The following is a 20,800-nucleotide window of genomic DNA, read 5'->3' as shown; positions in this document are numbered from 1 at the left end:
GCTAACCGCCAGCGGCTCTGGGAGGGGGCGAGGGGCCCCCTCCCAGGACCCTGGCTCAGGCGGCGCGGATCTTGCCGAGGAAGTCGCTGACCTGGCTCCTGAGGCGCTCGGCCTGCTGACCCAGGGCCTCGGCCGCCGACTTCACTCCATGCGCCGCGGTGCCGGTGGCATCGGCGCCGGCGGTCACGCCCGCGACGTTCTCCGACACATCGCTCGTGCGGCGCGAGGCCTGCTGGATGTTGCGGGCGATCTCCTGGGTGGCCGCACCCTGCTGCTCCACCGCCGAGGCGATCGAGGTGGCGACGGTGCTGACCTCGCCGATGGTGCTGCCGATCCGCTTGATCGACTCCGCCGTCTCCTTGGTCACGTTCTGCACGGCGGTGATCTGCGCCGAGATGTCCTCCGTCGCCTTCGCGGTCTGGTTGGCGAGCGACTTCACTTCCGCCGCGACCACGGCGAAGCCCTTGCCTGCCTCGCCGGCACGCGCCGCCTCGATGGTCGCATTCAGCGCTAGCAGATTGGTCTGTCCGGCGATGTCGTTGATCAGCTTCACCACCTCGCCGATGCGGCCGGCGGTCTCCGTCAACCCCTGCACGGTCGAGTCCGTCTGCTTCGCCTCGCCGACCGCGCGGCTGGCGATGCTGGCCGCGCGCGAGACCTGCTGGCCGATGTCGGCGATGGAGGCACTCAGCTCCTCGGAGGCCGCGGCCACGGTCTGCACGTTGTTCGAAGCTTCCTCGGCTGCGGCCGCCGCGGTCTTGACCTGACGATTGGTCTGATCGGAGGTGCTGGAGAGCCCGTCCGAGGTCTTGCGCATCTCGCCCGAAGCGCCGCCCAAGGCGTCGAGCGCCTCGCGCATCTGGCCTTCGAAGGCGACGATGGCGGCGTCCACGGACTGCTGACGCGACGCCGCCTGGGCATGCCGCTCGCGCTGCTCGGTCTCGATGCGGGCCTTCTCGACCGCATTCTGCTTGAAGGTGCCCAAGGCGTCGGCGAGCTGACCGATCTCGTCCTGGCGACCCGGGAACGAGGCGTCCGCCTCCAGATCGCCGCTGGCGACTTTCAGCATGGCATCGCGGATGCGGGACAAGGGACCGATGACGCGCCGGCTGACCGCCATCATGCTGCCAAGCGCGAAGCCGAGCGCGCCGATGAGGAGTGTCAGCTGCAGGACGAGGTCGCGCTCGGCCGCCGACCGCTGCCCTTGGGCGTGGTTCTTCGCGGCGTCGAGGGCGCCTTCGGCCACCGTCTGCAGAGTGGTGAGCCGGGGGACCGTCACCGGCGCCCACTGGTTGACGGTGTACTCGGTCTTTTCGCCGTTTAGCAGCGCGTTCAGCATCCGATCGCGGGTCGCAATATAGTCCTGGCCGAAATAGTCCTTCTTGGCGGTGGCCATCGCGTCCACGAGCCGCGCCGGCAGCACCCGGCCGAACGCCATGTCCTCGAGTGCGGCCCAGGCGGCCTCGGAGGCGCCGACCCAGCTGGTGTATTTCAGCTGGGCCTCAGGAGAAAGGCGTCCGCTGACGAGGCCATTCGAGATGATGAGCGAGGCCTCGCCGCCGGCATTGCGGACCTGCCATGCCAGCTGCTTCATCTCCATCATCTGGTCGACGAGAGCGTCGCTGTTCTTGATCGAGGCGAACAGCCGCTGGGAGAGCTTGTCGAGTATCTCCAGAAACTTCGTCCCCTCGTCCATGTACTCCTTGGCCATGGCCAAGCGGCGCGCCGACTTCGGCTTGGTGAAGGCGTCCCAGGACTCCTTCTGCAGGGCATCCAGAGCGGTGATCGTGCGCTGCAGCTCGGGCACCAAGGTTGCCCGGTCGGTGAAGTCGAGCGAAGCCGCCAGCTCGGCGACCGCCCTGGCGGCCGGCATCTCGGCCTCGCGGGCGGTGCGGATATAGGATTGCATGTCCTTGTCGAGCAGCTCATCCGAGTTGATCGATCGGAAGGTCGAGGAGCGGTCGGTGCGCATCCGATGCATCGCGACGAAGGCGTAGCCGGAAGCGTCGGCTACCGCGAGGATGCGCCCCGCCGCCGTCAGTCTCTGCCAGGAGCTCCAGGTATTCGCCGCCAGCATCGCGACGATCACCGCCGCCATGACGGCGATGGTGGATTTCAACAGGGCATTGGCCGATAGCCGGCCGAGGAGGCCCGTGCTGGTCGACACGGACGCAAGCTTGATAGTGCTCATGGCAATACGGTCTCCGGGGAAAGAGGTTCCTCTCCGGCGGCATTAGAACCGCGGCCGCACCATCCGAACCATCCGTCGAAAGTATGAGGCCGAGCTAGTAAGCCTTTATTTACTTTGGTTTAGTCCCGTTAACCCTTTTCCCAGCCGCCGGCGGCGGTTTGCCGCCAATAGGTGACGGCATGGCCCGCCGCCTTGGCGACGGCCCAGCGCTCGCGGGCGGCGGCGAGCTGGCCGGCATCGTTTCCATCGAAGAGGTCGAGGCAGCGCTCGAAGCCGCCGATCCCGGGCGAGGCCACGCCGTCGGTCAGCACCAGGATCGAGGCACCGTTCGGGTTTTCTTCCGCCCGGGTGAGCCAGATCGGCTGCTCTTCGGGTGTGCCGTCGCGCACACTGCCATGGGGAAGGAACGAGGCCGGGTCATAGGTCCAGAGCTGCGCGTTGAGCGCCTCGACCCGTTCCTCCGAGCCCGCCATGACGACCGCCCGCTTGCCCGTCGCCACCACCTTCTCCAAGAGACGCGGCAGCGCCCATTCCAAGGGCCGGGTGGTCAGGTGGTAGAAGCTGACCTCGGTCATGGCTCCGAGCTTGCAGCCGGCGCCTCGGCCGCCGCCGGCGTTCAGCTCGCCTCGTAGTACTTCGCCACCAGCCGATCCAGGAGACGCACCCCGAACGCGGTCGCCCCCTTCGGCACCGTGGGCTTGTCCTTGGACGACCAGGCCATGCCGGCGATGTCGAGATGCGCCCAGGGGAGCTTGTTGACGAAGCGCTGGATGAACTGCGCCGCGGTGATGCTGCCGCCGGCGCGGTTGCCGACGTTCTTCATGTCGGCCGCATCGGAGTCGATCGCCTTGTCGTAGGCCTCGCCCAAGGGCATGCGCCACACGGTCTCGCCCGTCGCCTTGCCCGACGCGATGAGCCGGTCGGCCAGCTCGTCGTCGTTGGAGAACAGGCCGGCATGCTCATGGCCGAGCGAAATGATGATGGCACCGGTCAGCGTGGCGAGGTCGATCATGAATTGCGGCTTGAAGCGATCCTGGCAGTACCAAAGCGCGTCGGCCAGAACCAGACGCCCCTCGGCGTCGGTGTTGATCACCTCCACGGTCTGCCCGGACATGGTCTTGACGATGTCGCCAGGCCGCTGCGCCGTGGCGGACGGCATGTTCTCGACCAGGCCGACGATGCCGACGGCATTGACCCGCGCCTTGCGCTGGGCCAGCTGGCGCATGAGGCCGATCACGGTGCCGGACCCACCCATGTCCCACTTCATGTCTTCCATGTTCTGGGCTGGCTTGATCGAGATGCCGCCGGTGTCGAAGGTGACACCCTTGCCGACGAAGGCGATGGGCTTCGTCTTCGCATCGGCACCCTTCCACTGCATGACCACGAGCTGGCTTTCCTGCGCGCTGCCTTGGCCGACGCCGAGGAGTGCCCCCATGCCGAGCTTGGTCATCTCCTTGATGCCTAGCACCTCGACCGCGACGCCCACCTCGCCCAGCTTCTTGCACTGCTCGGCCAGGCTCTTGGGAAAGATGATGTTGCCGGGCTCGGAGACGAGATCGCGGGTGAACTCGATGGACTCCGCGTACCGCTCATGGGTCGGCCAGAGCTTCCGCGCCGTGGCGAAATCATCGACGAGGACGGTGAGGCGCGCGAGCGTGGGCCGATCCTCCGGCTTCTGCTTGGTCTTGTATTTGTCGAAGCGATAGGACCGGAGCCGAGCGCCGAAGGCGACATGCACGGCACAATGCGCCGCTTCCGGGCCCTCGATATCGAGGGCGACGGTGACGTCGCTCTCGCCCGAACGGGCCAGATCGGCGTAGAGCGCCCCGCCCAGCGCCTCGAGTCGAACCAGCACCGCCTCTTCATCGACCGCATTGTCCTTGCCTTTGGCGCTGCCTGGATCCTTGCCCAGGCCCAAGATGACGATCCGGTTCAACCGCACCCCCGAAGGCGCCAGGATCGACAGCGTCTGCTTCGCCTTGCCGGTGAACCGGCTCGCCGCCATGGCGCGCGTCAGTGCGCCGCGGGTGCGGCGATCCAGTTTCTGGGCGGTGGCGGCGAGCTTCTTGCCCTCGTAGGCGCCGACGACGAAAGCGCCCTTCACGGGCAGTTCTAGTTTGCTGAACGAGATGCGCATGGCTTCCTCCGGGGGGCTCCGGCCTTGCCGCAAACGGGCTGATGGACGGTTGAATCTGGGGATAGGGGCAACGGTGGGTGGTGTCAATGATAGTGGCGCCGATTGCCCGGGCCAAGCACCCGCGCGGGGGGCCGGGCTTTTCTGCTTGCGAAGCGGCCGGGCTTGCGAACAGGGTGTCCCTGGTTCGGGCATGCTCGAACCCGCTCGACCCCTCGCGAGGCCGCTCTTGCCCCTGCCCAGCTCCACGCGGGGCCCGCTCCCCTATCTCGTCATTCTCGTGCTTGGCTGGCTGGCGCTGGCGCCGGGCATTCTCAGCCTGCCGCCGGTCGACCGCGATGAATCGCGCTATGCACAGGCGGCCAAGCAGATGCTGGAAACGGGCGATTTCGTCCGCATCCGCTTTCAAGAGGAGCCCCGCCACAAGAAGCCAGTCGGAATCTATTGGCTGGAGGCGGCTTCGGTCTGGGCCACGGGCCTCTTTCCCGGGGCCGCGATCTGGCCTTATCGCCTACCCTCGCTCCTGGGCGCGCTGGCGGCGCTCATGCTGACCTACACCGCCGGCAGCCGCCTGTTCGAGCCTCGCTCGGCTCTGCTGGCTACCGGCTTTCTCGGCGCCTCGGTGCTGTTCGCGGTCGTCGCCAGGCAGGCGCATACCGATGCGTGCCTGTTGGCGACGGCCGTCGCCTCGCAAGGAGCGCTCGGCCGGATCTATCTCGAAGCGCGCCGCGGAGCGCCGCGCCGTCTCGGACCGGTTCTGATGTTCTGGGCGGCCGAAGGTGTTGCGATCCTGATCAAGGGGCCGGTGATACCGGCGGTCAGCCTCCTGACCTTGCTGGCGCTCGCCGTCACGGATCGCGACTGGGGCCTCTGGCGCCGGCTCCGGCCGATCATCGGCGTGCCGCTCGCCGCCGCGATCGCGGCCCCCTGGTTCATTGCCGTCAGCTTCGCCACCGATGGCGGGTTCATTGCCGATGCCGTGACCACCGATCTCTTGCCGAAGCTGGTTTCGGGACAGGAAGGCCACGGCGCGCCGCCGGGCTACTACCTCGTCTTGATGATGCTGGCGTTCTGGCCGGCCTCGCTCTTCGCCTGGCCGGCACTGATCCATGCCTGGCAGCGCCGTCTCGAGCCTTCCGTCCGCTTCTGCCTGGCCTGGCTCATTCCCGCCTGGGTCATGTTCGAGCTGGTCCCGACCAAGCTGCCGAGCTATGTGCTGCCCACCTATCCGGCGCTGGCGTTGCTGTCGGCAGATCTCGTGCAGCGCGCGGCGGCCGGTGCCTTGACCCCGCTGGAGCACCGTTGGCCTCGGGCCATCGGCACCCTGTGGCTGGTGATATCCCTGGCAATCGCCGCAGCCCCGCTCGGTCTCGCGATGCTGCTCCACAGCACCGTGGGCGCCGCCGTAATCGTACTGGCTCTCCTTGCCACCGCACTCGCCGGTGCGGTCGCGACCCTGGCGTACCGGAAGCGATGGCGGATGGCCTCGGCGATAGCGCTCCTCGGTGCCGCCATGATCCTGGCCGGGACCTTCGGTCATGTCCTTCCCCGGCTGGATGGGCTGTGGGTGAGCCGCGCCGCCGCAGAGAGCGTTGCCCGCCACAACCGCTCGGCCGAGGGTGCGGCCGCGATCGCCAGTGTCGGCTACACGGAGCCCAGTCTCGTGTTTCTGGTGGGCACGCGCCTCAAGTTCCTCGACGCCGAGGCAGCCGCCCGGCATCTCGCCGCCGCGAACGACCACCTGGCGCTGGTCCGCGACCGCGAGGATGGCGCCTTCCGGCGCGCCATCGATGCCGCCGGCACGCCCTACCGCGTGCTCGACAGCCTCGAGGGCTTCAACTATTCCAGAGGGGAATGGATCAGCCTCAGACTTTACGGTCAGGCGCCCTAGAGACCGCGTCGCTCCGCTGGTTCTGGCCGGTCGCGCTCAGGGACGGAGCGGAGCACGCACGGGCATTCCGGCTCTTCCTCGCCCTGACCGCGGTCACGGCCGCGATCATCCTCTCCGCCATGCTGGCCTTGGATCGGCCGCTGGCGCTGCTGCTGCGCGAGCATGCGGGCCCGGTCGTTCCGGTCTTCCAGTGGATCACGCGCCTGGGCGAGGCGCGGTGGTACCTGTTTCCGAGCGGCGTCGTCGGACTCGCCGCGCTCTGGATCCGCCGCACCCGCACGGACGAGGCCATCCGCGAACGCTGGCGGCAGAGATTGCTGCAGGCAGGCTATATCTTCGCAGCGGTTGCCGGGACCGGACTTGCCGCCGATGTCGTCAAGATCGCCGTCGGCCGGGCGCGGCCCAAACTGCTGTTCGCTGCAGATTTCCACGGCTTTCACCCGTTGGCGACCACGGCCGATCTCTGGTCGTTTCCCTCCGGCCACGCCACCACCGCCGGCGCCTTGGCGATGGCGCTGTATGTGCTGTGGCCGCGGCCGTGGCCGGTCTACCTCGTCTTCGCCCTTGCCGTGACCGCATCCCGCGTCGTGATCACCCAGCATTATCTCAGCGACGCGTTGGCCGGGCTCTATCTCGGCGCGTTGGGTGCCGTCGTACTCGGTTGGGCTGCAGCGCGCCGCGGCTACCGGCTGCGGCCGGAGGCGCCATCTCCTTCGGCGATCCGGTCATCCTCCGCCCCGCTTTAGGAGGCCGCTCTGGGAGCATCCCGGCCCGGCTCCGTTGCCGCGATGTAGTGGGACGCGCGGGCGAGGAAGGGCTCTTCCACCAGACGCCACAGGAGAAAGGCGCCGCCTCCAACCAACCCCGCTGCCAAGGCGAGCGCGCCGTAAGGCGAATAGTCGAAGAGCCCGAGCTGCACGAGAGCCTGCAAGATCGGAAAGTGAATGATGTAAACACCAAAAGAGAAATCTCCATATTTTCCGAAATTCCCCAAATAAACGTAAAAAGCGGCGGTCGATATCAAGATTGCCAAGGCGAAGGGCTCAAAAACATGAATGCCGGATACGCTGTCCACGATGAGCAAAACCATGGCCGCCATCGCCGCCTGCGGCATGATGTTCTTTAACATATCGAAGTAATAATAAATAAAAGCGCCGCTAACAAAGTAACTTATTTGCCCTGGAAGTTGATGCGCCAAGGTGGCGAGCAGCGGAGACCCGTATTGGCCTGAGAGAAGAAGCATCCCATAGGCGTAGGCAACGGACGAGATATAGAGGAACACGATCGAGACGAGCACACCTATACGTCGAAATATGAATATTATCAACGGCACCGCGGCGTAGAACATGACTTCGACTTTGAGCGTCCATAGCGCGCCGTTGACCTCCTGCCAGGCATTGTGGACGAACACGCCCGGGAGCCGGGGATCGAGGAAGTTGAGGAACACCAGGTTCCACGCCGCATAGTTGAGCCAGGCCACCGAGAAATAGGCGCCGGGCGAAGCCTCGCTGACGGCGTAGAGCACCGCGGCAAAGAACAGGACCGAGGCGACATAGGCGGGATAGATCCTCCGCGCTCGCTTCGCGGCATAGGAAAAGAGGCCGCTCGATCGTTCGTAGCTCCGGAAGATCAGCAACCCGCTCACGACGAAAAATGACTTCACCGCGATGTCCGTCGACAGCACCGTGCCGAGCAGGCTCAATTCGGGTTTTCCCGACAGCACATATCCATGCACCAGAAAGACGGTGATCGCGAAGACCAGTCGCAGCAGGTCAAGATTGTTGCGATGGGCGATGTCGCCGCTGGGCATCGGAACTCTTTCCGGGGTTAGCGGGCCGGCCGCTGCCAGCGCCTGGCAAGCCGCCAGGCCGATGGCTCCCGCACATAGAGGGCAGCCTCGTTGGCGGCAAGATCGCCCGACAGCGCCTGAACACCTTCAGGGTAGCGGCCAAGGGTGAAGGCGTAGCGGAGCGTGGCGTCGGAGGCGAGGCCGATGAGCCGGCGTTGCCGCATCTCCGCGCCCATGAAATCGTCGACATACATCGAGGCGCTGAGCCCCCGATCCTCGCGCCCGAGCCGCATCAGCTCGTAGTTCAGCATGTAATGGACCAGCCCATCGGGCAGGATGACGGCGAGCTTGGCTCCGGCGGGAAGCGAGTCGGCGAGCTCATGGCCGATGCCGCGGATGAAGGCTTCTTCCGGTCTGACCGGGCGCACCAAGGCGGACGGAAAGACCAGGACCATGAGCGGAACCAGCGTCGCCAGCGCGATCCCTGCCGGCTCGGTGGGCCATTCCCGCCGCCGCCGCCATCGGCTCCAGAGCTGCGTGAGGCCGTAGACCGCCGCCGCCATTCCCAGAAGTGCGGCATGGGTGCTGTAGCGCCAGAAGGAGGCGGCCCGCTCGGCTTCGACCGCCGGAAAGGCTGCGGCCACATAGGCGAATAGCAGAAACCCGACATAGCCGAGGAAGACCACGGCAACGAGGGCCGCAAGCCGAGCGAAGGCGGTATGCGGCCGCCACAGGCCGGCCAGCCCGAGCGCGCTCAAGGCCAGCATCTCGTAATAGTAGGCCTTCGGATAGCTCTGCCGGAAGGCGCCGTCCAGGATCTTGGGCAGCTCGGCCAGCCGCCATTCGGCGATCGGCAGGAAATGAAACTCGCCACCCGGAATGTTGCCGGCGACATAGTGGCGCCAGGCGAGGGTCAGCAACAAGGGTGGGCCCAGCATGATCGGCAGCAGCCTGAGGAATGGGGCCGGCCGCTGCTCCGGGTCGCGCAGGACGATGAGACCGATGCCGATCATGAGAAGGACCAGCAGCACCGGGTTCGCCTGACGAAGGTTGACCAACGCCGTGGCAGCGAAGCCGAATTGCCAGGCGAGGATGCGCGCGGCCTCGCGGTCGCGATCGCGCAAATGCTCCAAGAGCCGCCAGCCAAGCACGCCGGTCGTGCCAAGCGCGACCGACGTGGCGCTGTCGCTCCAGGCGGTGATGGCGAAGCTCGGAGCAAACCCCGGATTGAGCGCGCTCGCGCCGAGAAGTCCCAGGGCGGCGATACCCCAGCGCGTCCTGCGGGTCTCCACGATACCGGCGTGCTCGGCGATGAGGGCGGCCAAGATTGCGGCGAAGGCGCCGAGCAGCAGCACATTGGCGAGCGCGCCTGCACGCTCGACGAAGCGCCCCGAAATCTCCGATACGAAGAAGCTCCAGAGCGGGAGGCCGTAGGGATAGGCCGGCGATACCGACGGGCTCGGCGGCAGATCGGCCCGGGGAAAGGCATCGAAGCGATAGAGATAGCCGGCATTCGGCAGCCAATGGGTGAAATCATCCCAATTGGTGAAGCCCGAGCCCGCCACCAGCAGCAAGAGCGGCAGCATGAGCGCGAGGATGGGCCACAGCCAGGCCCCGGCGATCGCCTCGCCGCGGCGGATCTGCCAGCCCGCCGCCAGGATCGCCACGGCCGCCAATCCGCCACCCCAGAGCGTCAGCGGCCCATGGCTCAGCGTGCCGAGAAGCGTCACCGCTCCCGCGCCGACCCCCCAGCCGACCACGACATCGGCGGCCGCGAAACGTCTCTTGCCGGCTCGCGAGCCGATCGCGGCAAAGCCGAGAAACACCGCAACCGACGCGGCGACGCCGAGGAGTCCGTCCCATCCGGGCCAGAACAGCAGGAACTGCCCGCCCAATGCGGTCAACCCCGCCCGAAGACGAACCGCCGCGAGGCGGCGAAGTTGCAGGCAAGGCCGCTCAACGATCCGACGGCCACGGCGAGCACGGGATGGCTGCGAAACGGCTCAGCGGCCAAGCACAGCGCGTAGATGGCGTAGTTGAGGATGCCGCCGATGCCGTTCACCAGCACGAAGCGCCCCCACTGCGCTGCCATGCTGCCGGGATGCGCGCCGCCATAGGTCCATGTCCGATTGGCGATCCAGGTGACCGCCGAGGCGGCAAGGAAGGAAGGCAACCGCGCCAGCAACGGCCCGAGCCCGGCGCCGTAGATCAGCAGATACAAGACCGCGGCGTCGACGAAGAAGCCGACCGCGCCCACCGCGGCGAAGCGGAAAAGCTGAACGAGCACGAGCGGCGGCTGCATTCGGTCGGGAAGGATCACGGATGCGGCGCGGGCAAGGCAAGGTAGCTGAGGCGCTTCATCTCCTTGCGGGCTCGTGCGGTGCTGTCGAGGATGAGTCCGCAGGCAAGGCTGAGCGAGGCGAGCAGCATGAGCCCGGTCGAGAGCACGGCGGTCGGCAGGCGAGGCACGAGCCCGGTCGCGAGATAGGTTAGAAGGACCGGCCATGCCAAGATGATCGAGACGGAAGCGAGCCCGGCGGCGATCGTCGCGAAGAACGAGAACGGCCGCTCCTCCTTCACCAAGGTGACGATCAGTCGCAAGATCCTGATGCCGTCGCTGACGGTGCGCAGCTTGCTCGCCGATCCCTCCGGCCGGGCACGATAGGGTGCGGGCATCTCGCTGATTGAAATGCCGAGCTCGAGCGCATGCACGGTGAGCTCGGTTTCGATCTCAAAGCCGCTGGAGAGAGCCGGGAAGCTCTTGACGAACCGTCGCGACATGACGCGATAGCCCGATAGCATGTCGCTGAAGCGGTCGCCGAACACCCAGGCCACGATCTGCGTCAGCGCCCTGTTGCCGAGGCGATGGCCAGGCCGGTATGCGCCCACGCCGACAGGAACGCGCGCGGCGTTCACCATGTCGAGCGGCCCCGACAGCAATGCCTGGATCAACGCCGGCGCGCTGGCGGCATCGTAAGTGTCGTCGCCGTCGACGAGCACATAGACCTCCGCCTCCACGTCGGCAAACATCCGGCGGACGACATTGCCCTTGCCGCGGAGAGGCTCGTGGCGCACCAACGCGCCGGCGGTCTGCGCGTGCTCGGCGGTGCCGTCGCTGGACCCGTTGTCGTAGACGTAGATGTCCGAGCCGGGCAGCGACTTGCGAAAATCGGCGATGACGGCGCCGATCGTCCGTGCCTCGTCCCGACATGGGATGAGCACGGCGATTTGATGACGCTGGGCAAGCCGCTCCGCGGCTGGGTGCTCGCCCGCGGCGAGTGGGGGCTGGGACTGCGGTCGATTCGAGGGAGATGATTCGTTCATTGCCGGCCTCGGCTCAACATGGAGGAGGCTACGAACGCTCACAAGTCGAATTTCTTCGCATTTCCATGCTAAGCCGGCGGCGCCTGGCCGATCGGGTCGGGCCGGCGGCGCGCATCGCGAGCGCGGCGGCGGCGTTTGGATGGGCCCGAACTTGCGGATGCGAATATTGAAGCCAGGCACCGAACCAATCCGAACGCCAACACCTTTGTCCGGGGATCCCGGCAATGCGCTGCTCGCGATCGCCTGCTTCCTTGCCGCGCTCTGCCTGGCGCTGGCGCCGCTGGCGCTCGTGCGCACCTTGCCCATTCAGGACTATCCCAACCACCTCGCCCGCATGCATGTGCTGGCGAGCCTTCCCTCCTCAGCCGCACTGCAGCGTTTCTATGAGGTGAACTGGCAGCCGGTTGCCAACCTGGCCATGGATCTGGTGGTGCCCGGCCTCGCCCGGCTCATGCCGCTCGAGTGGGCCGGTCGCGCCTTCATTGGCGCCGCCTTCGCCCTCCTTGCCGGCGGATCGATGCTGTTGCACCGGGCGCTCTGGCGCCGCTCCTCGCTCTGGCCGCTGATCGCGTTCCTGTTCCTCTACGATCGCATCCTCTTCCTCGGTCTACTCAACTATCTGTTCGGCGCAGGGTTATGCCTCCTCGCCTTCGCCATCTGGATATCCGTGCCCGAAACCAGGCGCTGGGCGTTGTTGAAGATCCTGATCTCAACTGCTTTTGGCGTTGCCCTCTACTTTGCCCATCTCTTCGCCTTCGCGGTCTATGCCGTCCTGGTCCTGGGCTATGAGCTCGGTCGGATCGTGCGCGAGCCGAACCGAGGATGGGCGGCAATTCTGCGCAGCCTGGCGATTGCGGCGGCGCCGGGAATCCCGCCGTTGATCCTCTTCATGCTCTCGCCCCATGGCGAGGGCGCGTGGGTGTTTGCCAATCCCTCGAGGAAACTCGACCTCATCTTCACCGTGCTCGACAACTACAACCGCGCCTTCGACGTCGCGAGCTTCGCCCTGCTGCTCGCCGCCTTCGCCGTCGGCTGCTGGAAAGGCCTGATCCGCATCGCCCCGGCCATGATCGCGCCCTTGGCGGCGCTGACCGCGGCTTACCTCCTGATGCCGAGCATGATGATGACGGCCGCCAACGTCGATCGGCGCATTCCCATCGTGCTGGTTCTGGCGCTGGTCGCGGCGAGCGAGCCGACGGAGGCGATGTCGCGGGCGATGCGGCAGCTCATCTTCGCTGGCGCCAGCCTACTCTTCGTCACGCGCATGGCCGTCATCATCGAGCACTGGCGGCATGCGGACCGGATCTATGCGGCATTGTCGCCGGCATTCGAGCTCGTCCTTCCGGGAAGCCGTGTCGCCGTGGGATTCCCGCCATCGGCGGCACATTTGCGCACCGGAACGGTGCCGATCCTGCACCTGCCGACGCAGTGGGTCACGGCGAAGGATGCGCTCGTTCCAACCTTGTTCGCCGCACCCACGCAACAGCCCGTGCGGCTCGCTCCTGCCAGCCAGGCGCTCGCCGATGCGGTACGACCGGATTTCGTTTGGGACAGCCTCGTGCGGGGAGCGGTGCTGAGCCCAGAGCTCATGGCGGCGCTGGCGCAGTTCGACTACATCTGCCTCCTCGATCACGACCCGTTCGTGCTCGCCCGCAGCGAGGGGATCGAAGCGATCTTCGAGCAGCCGAGATTCAAGCTCTATCGGCTGACGCGGCGGTAAGCGCTTTTGCGTGCGCCAGAATCGCCAGGCGATCGAATCGCTTCGACGGCGATGCCGCTCGCCACGCGCCGGCGAATTCAACCGGAAGATTAACAGGATCGCGGCTTTGCCCGGCAGTGATCGCGCATCCGAGACCGGCCGGCATGGCAAAGCAGGCTGCATCGGGCTGGCTGGCCAGATCTGCGTGCGGACGCGCATGGACAGCCGGCCTAGCCTCGTATAAGCAACGCTCCCGTTGGAGCCTCCCCTGCCCCGGAACCCATCAGTCCGGGCTTTCGATGCGAATCCTGGGCCGGCAGAAGCCGCCGCCGGCCAGGGGCGACGGGTTGCCGACCTCTCCTCCTAGGGACCATGCCGACCTCACAGCTCCTCGCCCTGCTGCTGCCGAGCTTGGCCGATCTCTGGGCCTTCGCCGGTAGCGTGTTTGCGACCGCCGTCCTTGCCCTTTTGGGCGGCGGCGTCGCGCCCGCGTCCGTCCGGCTCGAGGTGCGCCTTTTCGCCGGCTGGGGGATCGCCTGCCTGGTGCTGACGCTCTGGGGCATCGCCGTGCCCTGGTCGATGGAGCTGCCGGCATGGGCCCTGGTCGGGGCGGCGATGGCGACGCTCGCCGCTCCGGGCATGCGGCCCGGATCCTCTGACCTGGCCGCCCTCGGCCGCCTGGTCGTGCTGGCGCTGCCGCTCCTGGCGATCATCATCACCGTGCGTCCGGCCCTGCCCGACACCTTCCTCAATCTCCTGCCCAATGCGGCCTTTCTGGTGGATCACGCGGCGTTGCCCGATCGCGATGCGGTGGCGACGATCTCGATCTTCCCGGCGCTCCCCTATAACCAACAGCTCGAAGTCTTTCTCGCCTCCCTGATCACGCCGGGCCTTCCCGCCGGCGGCCTCGTGCATTTCAATGTGTTCGCCCAGCTCGCTTTCGCCCTGCTCCTTGCCCGCTTGCTCACGCCTGAGGCCTCGCAGGGCCCGCCCGGCTGGGTGGCGTTGGCGTTCGGACTTGCGTTGACGACTCTTGCCAATCCCGGATTCATGCCGAAAGTGGCGCTGGCGAGCATGGGCGAGCCCACCACCGAGGTGACGCTGGCACTCGCAGCTTGGCTTGGCCTGCGGGCTCTTGATGCCTGGGCGGAGCGGCGATCGGCGGCTCGCGAGCTCTGGCTGATGAGCGCGGTCCTCCTCGCCTTCATCAACATTCGCCAGTCAAACGTCGCGCTGTTCGGGAGTCTTGCCGGCGGTCTTGGCTTGTTGGCGCTCGCCGACCCGCGCGTCCAAACACTGCGGGCCTGGCGCCACCTCGGCCTCGCCATGCTGCCGGCGGCCCTGTTCTACGCGCTCTGGCGGATCTACGTGTTCGGCCACTTCCATGAAAGCGAGCTCAAGCTCCTGCCGCTCTCGGAGTGGCAATCCGATGCCATCCCCGAAATCCTCGCCAGCATGGGCTCGATCATCTTGCACCGGTCGTTCCTGTTCGTTTGCCTGATCGCAGCCGGGCCCCTCGGCTTTCTCCTTTGGCGGCGACGACGCGAGTGGTCGGAGGGATCGCGCGCACTGGCGCTGGTGCTGATCACCTTTCTCGCCTTCAACGCCTTCCTCGTCTTCACCTATGTCGCGCATTTCGGCGACGATGACGGGCGCCAGGCGCATTCCTATTTCCGCTATAACTCGCATCTGTCGTTGCTGATGATGCTGGCGCTGACCTTAGGCGCTCGCGAGTTCTACCGGGCCTATCCGATCCGGCTCAGGCCGGGCGTCAGCCCGTGGGCGGCTCGGCTCGCGGTCGCCGTCACGCTCCTGGCGCCGCTGATCTTCCTGAAGAAAGTGCGCTTCGATCTCGCCATGCCGCAACCGGTGCTGTGGGACCTCGCCAAGCGCTTTGCCGAGCGGCTCCGCGACGGCGACCAGGTGGCGCTGATCGCGCCTGGAGACAATGGAACGGTGCTGCTCAATCTGCGCGGCTACCTGGCGCTGACCGCGCCGCGCCGCAGCGAGCTGGCATTTACCCTCGTCAGCGAAGGCGGGGCGAAAGCGCTCGCCGAGCTTCCGGCGCGCGGTATCGAGAAGGCGATCGTCACCTGTGCTGCCCGGATAGGGCTGGCCTCCGATGGTCCCGAGGCGGTAATGCTGGAGCACGGCGCCGGCGGCTGGACCATCACGGCGCGTTCGCCTTATACCATCGGGCTCGGTAGGGACTGGATGGCGCAGTTTCCGACGGAACCGTTTTGCGATCGGCAGCAGTCGACCGTCGCTCCCAGCTCATGACCGCACTCGTGCGATCCGTCGCCGCAACTCGATCCAACCAAGCCGAAGATGGAGCTCTCCAGCTCAGCATCGTCATTCCGACGTTCAACGAGCGCGCCAACATCGATCCGCTGCTCGACGGGCTCGGCGCGGCGCTTGCCGGCGCCGCATGGGAAGTGATCTTCGTCGACGACGATTCGCCCGATGGAACCGCCGAGCACATCCGCTCGCGCGCGCAGCGCGATCGGCAAATCCGCTGCCTCAAGCGCATCGACCGCAGAGGACTGTCCTCTGCCTGCATCGAAGGGATCCTCGCGAGCTCGGCACCCTTCGTGGCGGTCATGGACGCCGATCTGCAGCATGACGAAGCGATGCTGCCGCGCATGCTCGAGATCCTGCAAAGCCGGGCGGCTGACGTGGTCGTCGGCAGCCGCTATATCGCCGGCGGAAGCGGCACGAGTCTCTCGCCTTGGCGCCGGTTCATGAGCCGGGCCGCTGCCGGCGCCGGCCGCACGATCCTGAAGGCGGAGCTCAGCGACCCCGCAAGCGGTTATTTCATGCTCCGCCGCGAGGTGTTCGATGCCGTCGTCGGTCGCCTGACGGGCGTCGGCTGGAAGATCCTCATCGACATCCTCGCGGCCTCCGAAAGGCCGCTTGCCGTACACGAGCTCCCCTATGAGTTCCGCGAGCGTCGCCACGGCGAGAGCAAGCTCGACGCGCTGGTCATCTACGAGTACTTCGTTCTCCTCGCCGACAAGCTGATCGGGCGCTTCGTGCCGGTCCGGTTGGTGCTCTTCGCCATGGTCGGGGCGACGGGCCTTGCCGTCCATCTCGTGAGCTTGAAGGCGGTTCTGCTTGCCACCACGCTCGGCTTCGATTGGGCGCAAGCCGTCGCCACCGGCGTCGCCATGGTTTCCAACTTCTTCCTCAACAATTGGCTGACCTACAGCGACCGGAGGCTTCGCGGCTGGGCGATGCTCCGCGGCCTTGGCTCCTTTGCCCTGGTATGCAGCATCGGTGCCGTTGCCAGCGTCGCCGTCGCCGATCAGTTGTTCGAGCGGACCGGGTCATGGTGGATCGCCGGTCTCGCCGGAGCGAGCGTGGGAGCCTTATGGAACTTTGCGCTCACCTCGCTGTTCACCTGGAACGCTCGCCGGCACTGAGGCGGTCGCTTGACATAAACGCCGGATGAACGCCCGGCGACCGCGAGAGCCCAGCCGCGCTAGGCAATGGCCGAATAATTAGACAAGATTGGCCGCTTCGGGGCTCTTCCAGGGAGCTCGTCAGGGGATTGAGGGGGCAAGCGCCAGGGCCCGTTCGTGTCGGTCCGGTGCCACCAGATGTACGCAAATCGAGAGGACGCCGCGCCGACGAGGAGTGCGCGCCAGGAGGGGACGCCTGGCCTCCTTCAGGTGCGATCGGCGGCGAAGCTGCGCTGGTTGATCGTGGCGCTCGGCATCGCCACCAACCTCGCCATCATGAGCCTCCTCATCCTCGACCTGCGCAGCGCCCAAGAGCGCGCGCTGACCGATGCCGGACGCGCCACCGAGACATTGGCCGAGGCCCTTGAAGAGCACGCCGTCCAAACCTTCACCCGCCTCGATCTCGGCCTCAGAGCGCTCGACGATGACCCGACGACGCCCGGCATCACCTTTCCTGGCGACCTCGTCAGGGCGCAGGCGCAACTCTCGCAGATCCAGCGCATGTCGCCGACATTGCAGCGGATCGAGATGACCGATGCGGCAGGAAGCGTGCTTATCAGCGGCGAGTCCTATACGCCGCCGAAGCGAAACTACGCGGATCTCGAAGCCTTCACCGTCCACCGCGCCGACCCGGCCCATGGGCTTTTCGTCGGACTGTTGATCCTGTCTGCGCAGCCCGGCGACTGGACGATCGGAGTGAGCCGGCGGCTGGAGACCCGCGAGTCGCATTTTGCCGGCGTGATCATCGGGAGCCTGAATGCCGAGTATTTCCAGAGATTGTACCGCTCGATCGACGTGCAGGCGAAGGGCGTGGTCAGCCTGTTCCTTCGAGACGGCCGGCTGCTGGCGCGGCATCCGAGCTTCGATGCGCTGATCGGATCGTCGATCGCCGACGAGCCGCTATTCCGCGAATATGTTTCCTCCGGCCGATCGGGGACCTTCCGAACCTTCGATAGCATCGACGGTTTCGGGCGGGTCGTCAGCATCCGCCTGTTTCGCGACTTGCCGCTGGTGCTCACGGTCTCGATGTCGGAGAGCGCCATCCTCTCCGAATGGCGCATCGCCGCGCGCGACGGCGCCGTGCTGGTGGCGGTGGCGATCGTCGCCACCTGGGCGGTGGTGTTCTTGCTATGGCGCATGCTCGGCGTACGCGAAGTCTGGGAGCGCGAGCTTGCCGCCGCACATGAGGCGGCGGAGGCGGCGCGTCGGCGCGCCGAGGCCGCCAGCAACGCCAAGTCGGGCTTCGTGGCGACGATCAGCCACGAGCTGCGTACGCCCTTGAATGCCATGCTTGGCTTCGCCGACATGATCCGTCAGCAGACTTGCGGGCCGATCGGTGAGCCGCGCTACATCGAATTTGCCGGCACCATCGCGGAGGCTGGGTCGCGCCTCCTCGGCCTAGTCAACAACCTGCTCGACATTGCCAAGATCGAAGCCGGAAAATACGACCTTGAGGAAGCGCTGCATGACCCGATGGCCCTGATCCGGGACTGCTGCACGGTCCTGGAGCCCCAGCTCAGAGCGGGCAACCTCACGCTCCAAGTCACCCCGCCGGCGCCGCCATTCCTTGTCGCTGTCGATGCCGAGGCGATCGGGCGTGTCATCCTCAATCTCCTATTCAACGCCATCAAGTTCACGCCGGCCGGCGGGCGGATCGCGATTTCGGCGGCCATCGACCTGCATGGCGGCGCCAGCATCGTGGTGAAGGACACCGGCATCGGTATATCGCCGTCGGACGTCAAACGCGCCCTCGAGCCGTTCGGCCAGGTCCCCGGCGCCCAGCGCCGACAGACGCCGGGAACCGGGCTCGGACTGCCGATCGCCAAGCGGCTCATGGAGCGCCATGGCGGCGACCTGATTTTGGAGAGCTCGCCAGGAAGCGGCACGACTGCGACGATTCGCCTGCCGGCTTTTCGCATCAGGGCGCCCGCGACCGCCGCGTGAGCCGGCCGCATTCCGGCCGGATCGGCCGCAACGGCCATTGTTGAGGCGGACCGGCGAGGGCTAGTGTAGCTTAGCGCCCGGGTTGGGGTCGCGCCCCCGCCTTGATATTGTGGAGCACGCCGTGCGCTGGATGATTCGCTATCCGCTGTATCAGATGCTGACGGCGCTCCTGTTCGTGCTGACTTCGGTGACCTGCGCCATCTGGCTCACTCAGGCGTTGCGGTTCATCGACTACATCGTCAACCGCGGCGTTCCGCTCTCGACCTTTCTCTACATGGCGGTGCTGCTGCTTCCGGATTTTTTCTCCTTGGTTCTGCCGGTGGCGACGTTTTCCGCCGTCGCGTTCACCTACAACAAGATGACCATGGATAGCGAGCTCGTGGTCATGCGCGCCTCGGGCGTGTCGCCCGGCACGCTGGCGCTGCCCGCCTTGATCGTGGCGCTGGGCGCGACCCTCATCGGCTACGTGCTCAGCCTCTACGTCGCGCCTTTGTCCCATGGCGGCTTCAAGGAGCTGACCTATCAGATCCGCAACGAATACACGAACGCCATCCTGCGCGAGGGCGTCTTCAGCACGATATCGGAGAACCTCACGGTCTATGTGCGCCAGCGCTCGGAGTCGGGCGAGCTCGTGGGCCTGCTGGTTTATGACGGACGCGACCAGCGGGCGCCGGTGACGATGGTCGCCGAGCGGGGCGCGCTGGTGCGGACCGCCGAAGGCCCGCGCGTACTCCTGATCAACGGCAACCGGCAGGAGCAGCGCGAGGGCAGCTCTGCCCGCGTGCTCTACTTCGACCGCTACATCGTCGACCTCGGCAGATTGCAGCCGAATTCCGCCGCTCTGCGCTGGCGCGAGCCCAGGGAGCGCTTCCTCGGCGAGCTGCTCAGCCCCGATGTCTCGCCGCAGACCGATCCCACGATGTACAACAAGTTCATCGCCGAGGCGCATCAGCGGATCGTCACGCCCCTCTTCTGCCTCTCCTACGCGCTCATCGCGCTCGCCGCGCTCTTGACCGGCGAGTTCAATCGACGCGGTCAGCTAGACCGCATCCTGGGCGCGGTTCTGGCCGTGATCGCCAGCCAGGCGCTCAATCTCGGCGCCACCCATCTCGCCACGCGCGAGCTCGGCATGGTGCCGCTCATGTATGCGAGCGTGATCCTGCCCAGCATCGCCAGCGTCTACCTCATCCTGGCGCCGCGCCGCCGCCGCCGGACGGTGGCGGAGCCGGTTCCGGCGGAATAGCGCGCCAATGCGTCTTTCCAAGACCCTCACCACCTATATCGGCAAGCGGTTCTTCAGCTCCTTCGCCACGGTGTTCACCTCGCTTTTGGCCCTGATCTTCGTCTTCGACCTGATCGAGCTGCTGCGCCGTACCGCCACGCGCGAGCAGGCGAGCTTCGCGGTCAACATCGAGATGGCGCTGTTGAAGCTGCCGAACACCGCGCAAACCATGCTGCCATTTGCGGTGCTGTTCGGCGCGATGCTGACCTATTGGCGCTTGACCCGAACCCAGGAGCTGGTGGTCGCCCGGGCCGCCGGCGTATCGGTCTGGCAGTTCCTGTTTCCGGCGCTGGTGGTGGCGCTTCTCATCGGCGTGTTCCGGATGACGATCTTCAATCCGGTCGCCTCCGTCATGACCCAGCGTTACGAGGCGCTGGAGAGCCAGATCTTCCGCGGCCGCACCAGCCTGCTCGCCGTCTCCGAGACCGGCCTGTGGCTCCGGCAGGCAAATGGCCCGGACCACTCGATCGTCCACGCCCAGGGGGTGGCCCAGCAGAATATGCAGCTGTTCGATATCACGGTTTATCTGTTCGAGGGCCAGGACCGTTATATCGGGCGTATCGATGCCAAGCAGGCGCGTCTCGATGGCGGGTACTGGCTGATCGACGACGCCGATATCGTGCTGGGCGACCATCCCCCGGTGCATCACGACCACTATAATCTGGTGACCGATCTCACCGTCGAGAACATCCAGGACAGCTTCGCTGCGCCCGAGACCATGTCGTTCTGGGACCTGCCGGCGTTCATCGACGTGCTCGAGCGGGCGGGCTTCTCGGGGACGCGGCACCGGCTATACCTGCACTCGCTGCTGGCGAGCCCAGCCCTGCTCGCGGCCATGGTGCTGATCGCCGCGGTGTTCTCGCTGCGCATGATCCGCCGAGGCGGGACCCTGGCGGTCGCCGCCACCGGTATCTTCACCGGCTTTCTCATCTACTTCCTGTCCGATCTGGTATTTGCCCTCGGCCTGTCGGCGCGCCTGCCGGTGGAGCTGGCGGCCTGGACGCCGGCGACCGTGGCGATGCTGTTCGGCCTCGCCGTCTTGCTGCACGTCGAAGACGGATGAGCCCGATGGGGGGGTGGATCGG

Annotated in this window: 15 protein-coding genes; 8 read left to right on the top strand and 7 right to left on the bottom strand. The window is 66.5% G+C overall.

Features of this window, described 5'->3' with window-relative positions:
• Nucleotides 1-55: 55 nt before the first annotated feature.
• The 3 genes from HY058_00725 to HY058_00715 all read right to left on the bottom strand — a co-directional run bounded on the left by HY058_00725 (nucleotide 56) and on the right by HY058_00715 (nucleotide 4,328).
• A complete protein-coding gene (locus HY058_00725; protein ID MBI3495810.1) occupies nucleotides 56-2,191 on the bottom strand; it encodes a HAMP domain-containing protein in 2,136 nt (711 codons plus the stop codon).
• Between the two features lie 128 nt (nucleotides 2,192-2,319).
• Entirely contained in the window at nucleotides 2,320-2,766 is a 447-nt protein-coding gene (locus tag HY058_00720; GenBank protein MBI3495809.1) for a DNA polymerase III subunit chi, read from the bottom strand.
• A 41-nt stretch (nucleotides 2,767-2,807) separates the two neighbouring features.
• On the bottom strand, nucleotides 2,808-4,328 hold the full coding sequence (locus HY058_00715; protein MBI3495808.1) for a leucyl aminopeptidase: 1,521 nt from the start codon (nucleotides 4,326-4,328) through the stop codon (nucleotides 2,808-2,810).
• Between the two features lie 190 nt (nucleotides 4,329-4,518).
• Between HY058_00715 and HY058_00710 the strand changes: the two genes are divergently transcribed.
• Both HY058_00710 and HY058_00705 read left to right on the top strand, forming a co-directional pair.
• A complete protein-coding gene (locus HY058_00710; protein ID MBI3495807.1) occupies nucleotides 4,519-6,216 on the top strand; it encodes a glycosyltransferase family 39 protein in 1,698 nt (565 codons plus the stop codon).
• Nucleotides 6,180-6,962, top strand: a complete 783-nt coding sequence (locus tag HY058_00705) for a phosphatase PAP2 family protein (GenBank protein MBI3495806.1) — start codon at nucleotides 6,180-6,182, stop codon at nucleotides 6,960-6,962. Before HY058_00710 ends, HY058_00705 begins: the two co-directional genes overlap by 37 nt.
• On the opposite strand, the gene HY058_00700 is transcribed toward HY058_00705, so the two are convergent.
• From HY058_00700 to HY058_00685, 4 genes are read right to left on the bottom strand one after another with little or no spacing between them, the layout of a single operon-like run.
• A complete protein-coding gene (locus tag HY058_00700) occupies nucleotides 6,959-8,026 on the bottom strand; it encodes an acyltransferase (protein MBI3495805.1) in 1,068 nt (355 codons plus the stop codon). The genes HY058_00705 and HY058_00700 overlap by 4 nt on opposite strands.
• A 17-nt stretch (nucleotides 8,027-8,043) precedes the next feature.
• Nucleotides 8,044-9,909, bottom strand: coding sequence for a hypothetical protein (locus HY058_00695; GenBank protein ID MBI3495804.1), 1,866 nt, complete (start codon nucleotides 9,907-9,909; stop codon nucleotides 8,044-8,046).
• Entirely contained in the window at nucleotides 9,906-10,307 is a 402-nt protein-coding gene (locus HY058_00690) for a GtrA family protein (GenBank protein ID MBI3495803.1), read from the bottom strand. The genes HY058_00695 and HY058_00690 overlap by 4 nt, the downstream gene beginning before the upstream one ends.
• 14 nt (nucleotides 10,308-10,321) lie before the next feature.
• A complete protein-coding gene (locus HY058_00685; protein ID MBI3495802.1) occupies nucleotides 10,322-11,329 on the bottom strand; it encodes a glycosyltransferase in 1,008 nt (335 codons plus the stop codon).
• Nucleotides 11,330-11,534: 205 nt separating this feature from the next.
• Between HY058_00685 and HY058_00680 the strand changes: the two genes are divergently transcribed.
• The 6 genes from HY058_00680 to lptG all read left to right on the top strand — a co-directional run bounded on the left by HY058_00680 (nucleotide 11,535) and on the right by lptG (nucleotide 20,778).
• The gene (locus HY058_00680) at nucleotides 11,535-13,049 is read left to right on the top strand and encodes a hypothetical protein (protein ID MBI3495801.1); all 1,515 of its coding nucleotides are present in this window, start codon (nucleotides 11,535-11,537) and stop codon (nucleotides 13,047-13,049) included.
• Nucleotides 13,050-13,400: 351 nt separating this feature from the next.
• Nucleotides 13,401-15,308: a hypothetical protein gene (locus HY058_00675; protein MBI3495800.1), complete on the top strand. Its 1,908-nt coding sequence runs from the start codon at nucleotides 13,401-13,403 to the stop codon at nucleotides 15,306-15,308.
• Nucleotides 15,305-16,450, top strand: a complete 1,146-nt coding sequence (locus HY058_00670; protein ID MBI3495799.1) for a glycosyltransferase family 2 protein — start codon at nucleotides 15,305-15,307, stop codon at nucleotides 16,448-16,450. The genes HY058_00675 and HY058_00670 overlap by 4 nt, the downstream gene beginning before the upstream one ends.
• Before the next feature lie 177 nt (nucleotides 16,451-16,627).
• Nucleotides 16,628-18,433 (top strand): hypothetical protein, encoded by a 1,806-nt coding sequence (locus tag HY058_00665; protein ID MBI3495798.1) that lies wholly within the window; start codon nucleotides 16,628-16,630, stop codon nucleotides 18,431-18,433.
• A 121-nt stretch (nucleotides 18,434-18,554) separates the two neighbouring features.
• On the top strand, nucleotides 18,555-19,676 hold the full coding sequence (lptF, locus tag HY058_00660) for an LPS export ABC transporter permease LptF (GenBank protein MBI3495797.1): 1,122 nt from the start codon (nucleotides 18,555-18,557) through the stop codon (nucleotides 19,674-19,676).
• A 7-nt stretch (nucleotides 19,677-19,683) separates the two neighbouring features.
• On the top strand, nucleotides 19,684-20,778 hold the full coding sequence (gene lptG / locus HY058_00655; GenBank protein ID MBI3495796.1) for an LPS export ABC transporter permease LptG: 1,095 nt from the start codon (nucleotides 19,684-19,686) through the stop codon (nucleotides 20,776-20,778).
• Nucleotides 20,779-20,800 lie beyond the last annotated feature (22 nt).

The organism is Pseudomonadota bacterium (genome assembly GCA_016195085.1).
GTDB lineage: Bacteria > Pseudomonadota > Alphaproteobacteria > SHVZ01 > SHVZ01 > JACQAG01.
The sequence above is the reverse complement of the archived record's forward strand: the minus strand, read 5'-3'. Positions and strand labels throughout refer to the sequence as shown.

Bases quoted from the DNA above. Each gene is read 5' to 3' on its own strand.
- HY058_00725 (MBI3495810.1), bottom strand. From the start codon at position 2,191: ATGAGCACTATCAAGCTTGCGTCCGTGTCGACCAGCACGGGCCTCCTC.
- HY058_00720 (MBI3495809.1), bottom strand. From the start codon at position 2,766: ATGACCGAGGTCAGCTTCTACCACCTGACCACCCGGCCCTTGGAATGG.
- HY058_00715 (MBI3495808.1), bottom strand. From the start codon at position 4,328: ATGCGCATCTCGTTCAGCAAACTAGAACTGCCCGTGAAGGGCGCTTTC.
- HY058_00710 (MBI3495807.1), top strand. From the start codon at position 4,519: ATGCTCGAACCCGCTCGACCCCTCGCGAGGCCGCTCTTGCCCCTGCCC.
- HY058_00705 (MBI3495806.1), top strand. From the start codon at position 6,180: ATGGATCAGCCTCAGACTTTACGGTCAGGCGCCCTAGAGACCGCGTCG.
- HY058_00700 (MBI3495805.1), bottom strand. From the start codon at position 8,026: ATGCCCAGCGGCGACATCGCCCATCGCAACAATCTTGACCTGCTGCGA.
- HY058_00690 (MBI3495803.1), bottom strand. From the start codon at position 10,307: ATGCAGCCGCCGCTCGTGCTCGTTCAGCTTTTCCGCTTCGCCGCGGTG.
- HY058_00685 (MBI3495802.1), bottom strand. From the start codon at position 11,329: ATGAACGAATCATCTCCCTCGAATCGACCGCAGTCCCAGCCCCCACTC.
- HY058_00675 (MBI3495800.1), top strand. From the start codon at position 13,401: ATGCCGACCTCACAGCTCCTCGCCCTGCTGCTGCCGAGCTTGGCCGAT.
- HY058_00670 (MBI3495799.1), top strand. From the start codon at position 15,305: ATGACCGCACTCGTGCGATCCGTCGCCGCAACTCGATCCAACCAAGCC.
- HY058_00665 (MBI3495798.1), top strand. From the start codon at position 16,628: ATGTACGCAAATCGAGAGGACGCCGCGCCGACGAGGAGTGCGCGCCAG.
- lptG (MBI3495796.1), top strand. From the start codon at position 19,684: ATGCGTCTTTCCAAGACCCTCACCACCTATATCGGCAAGCGGTTCTTC.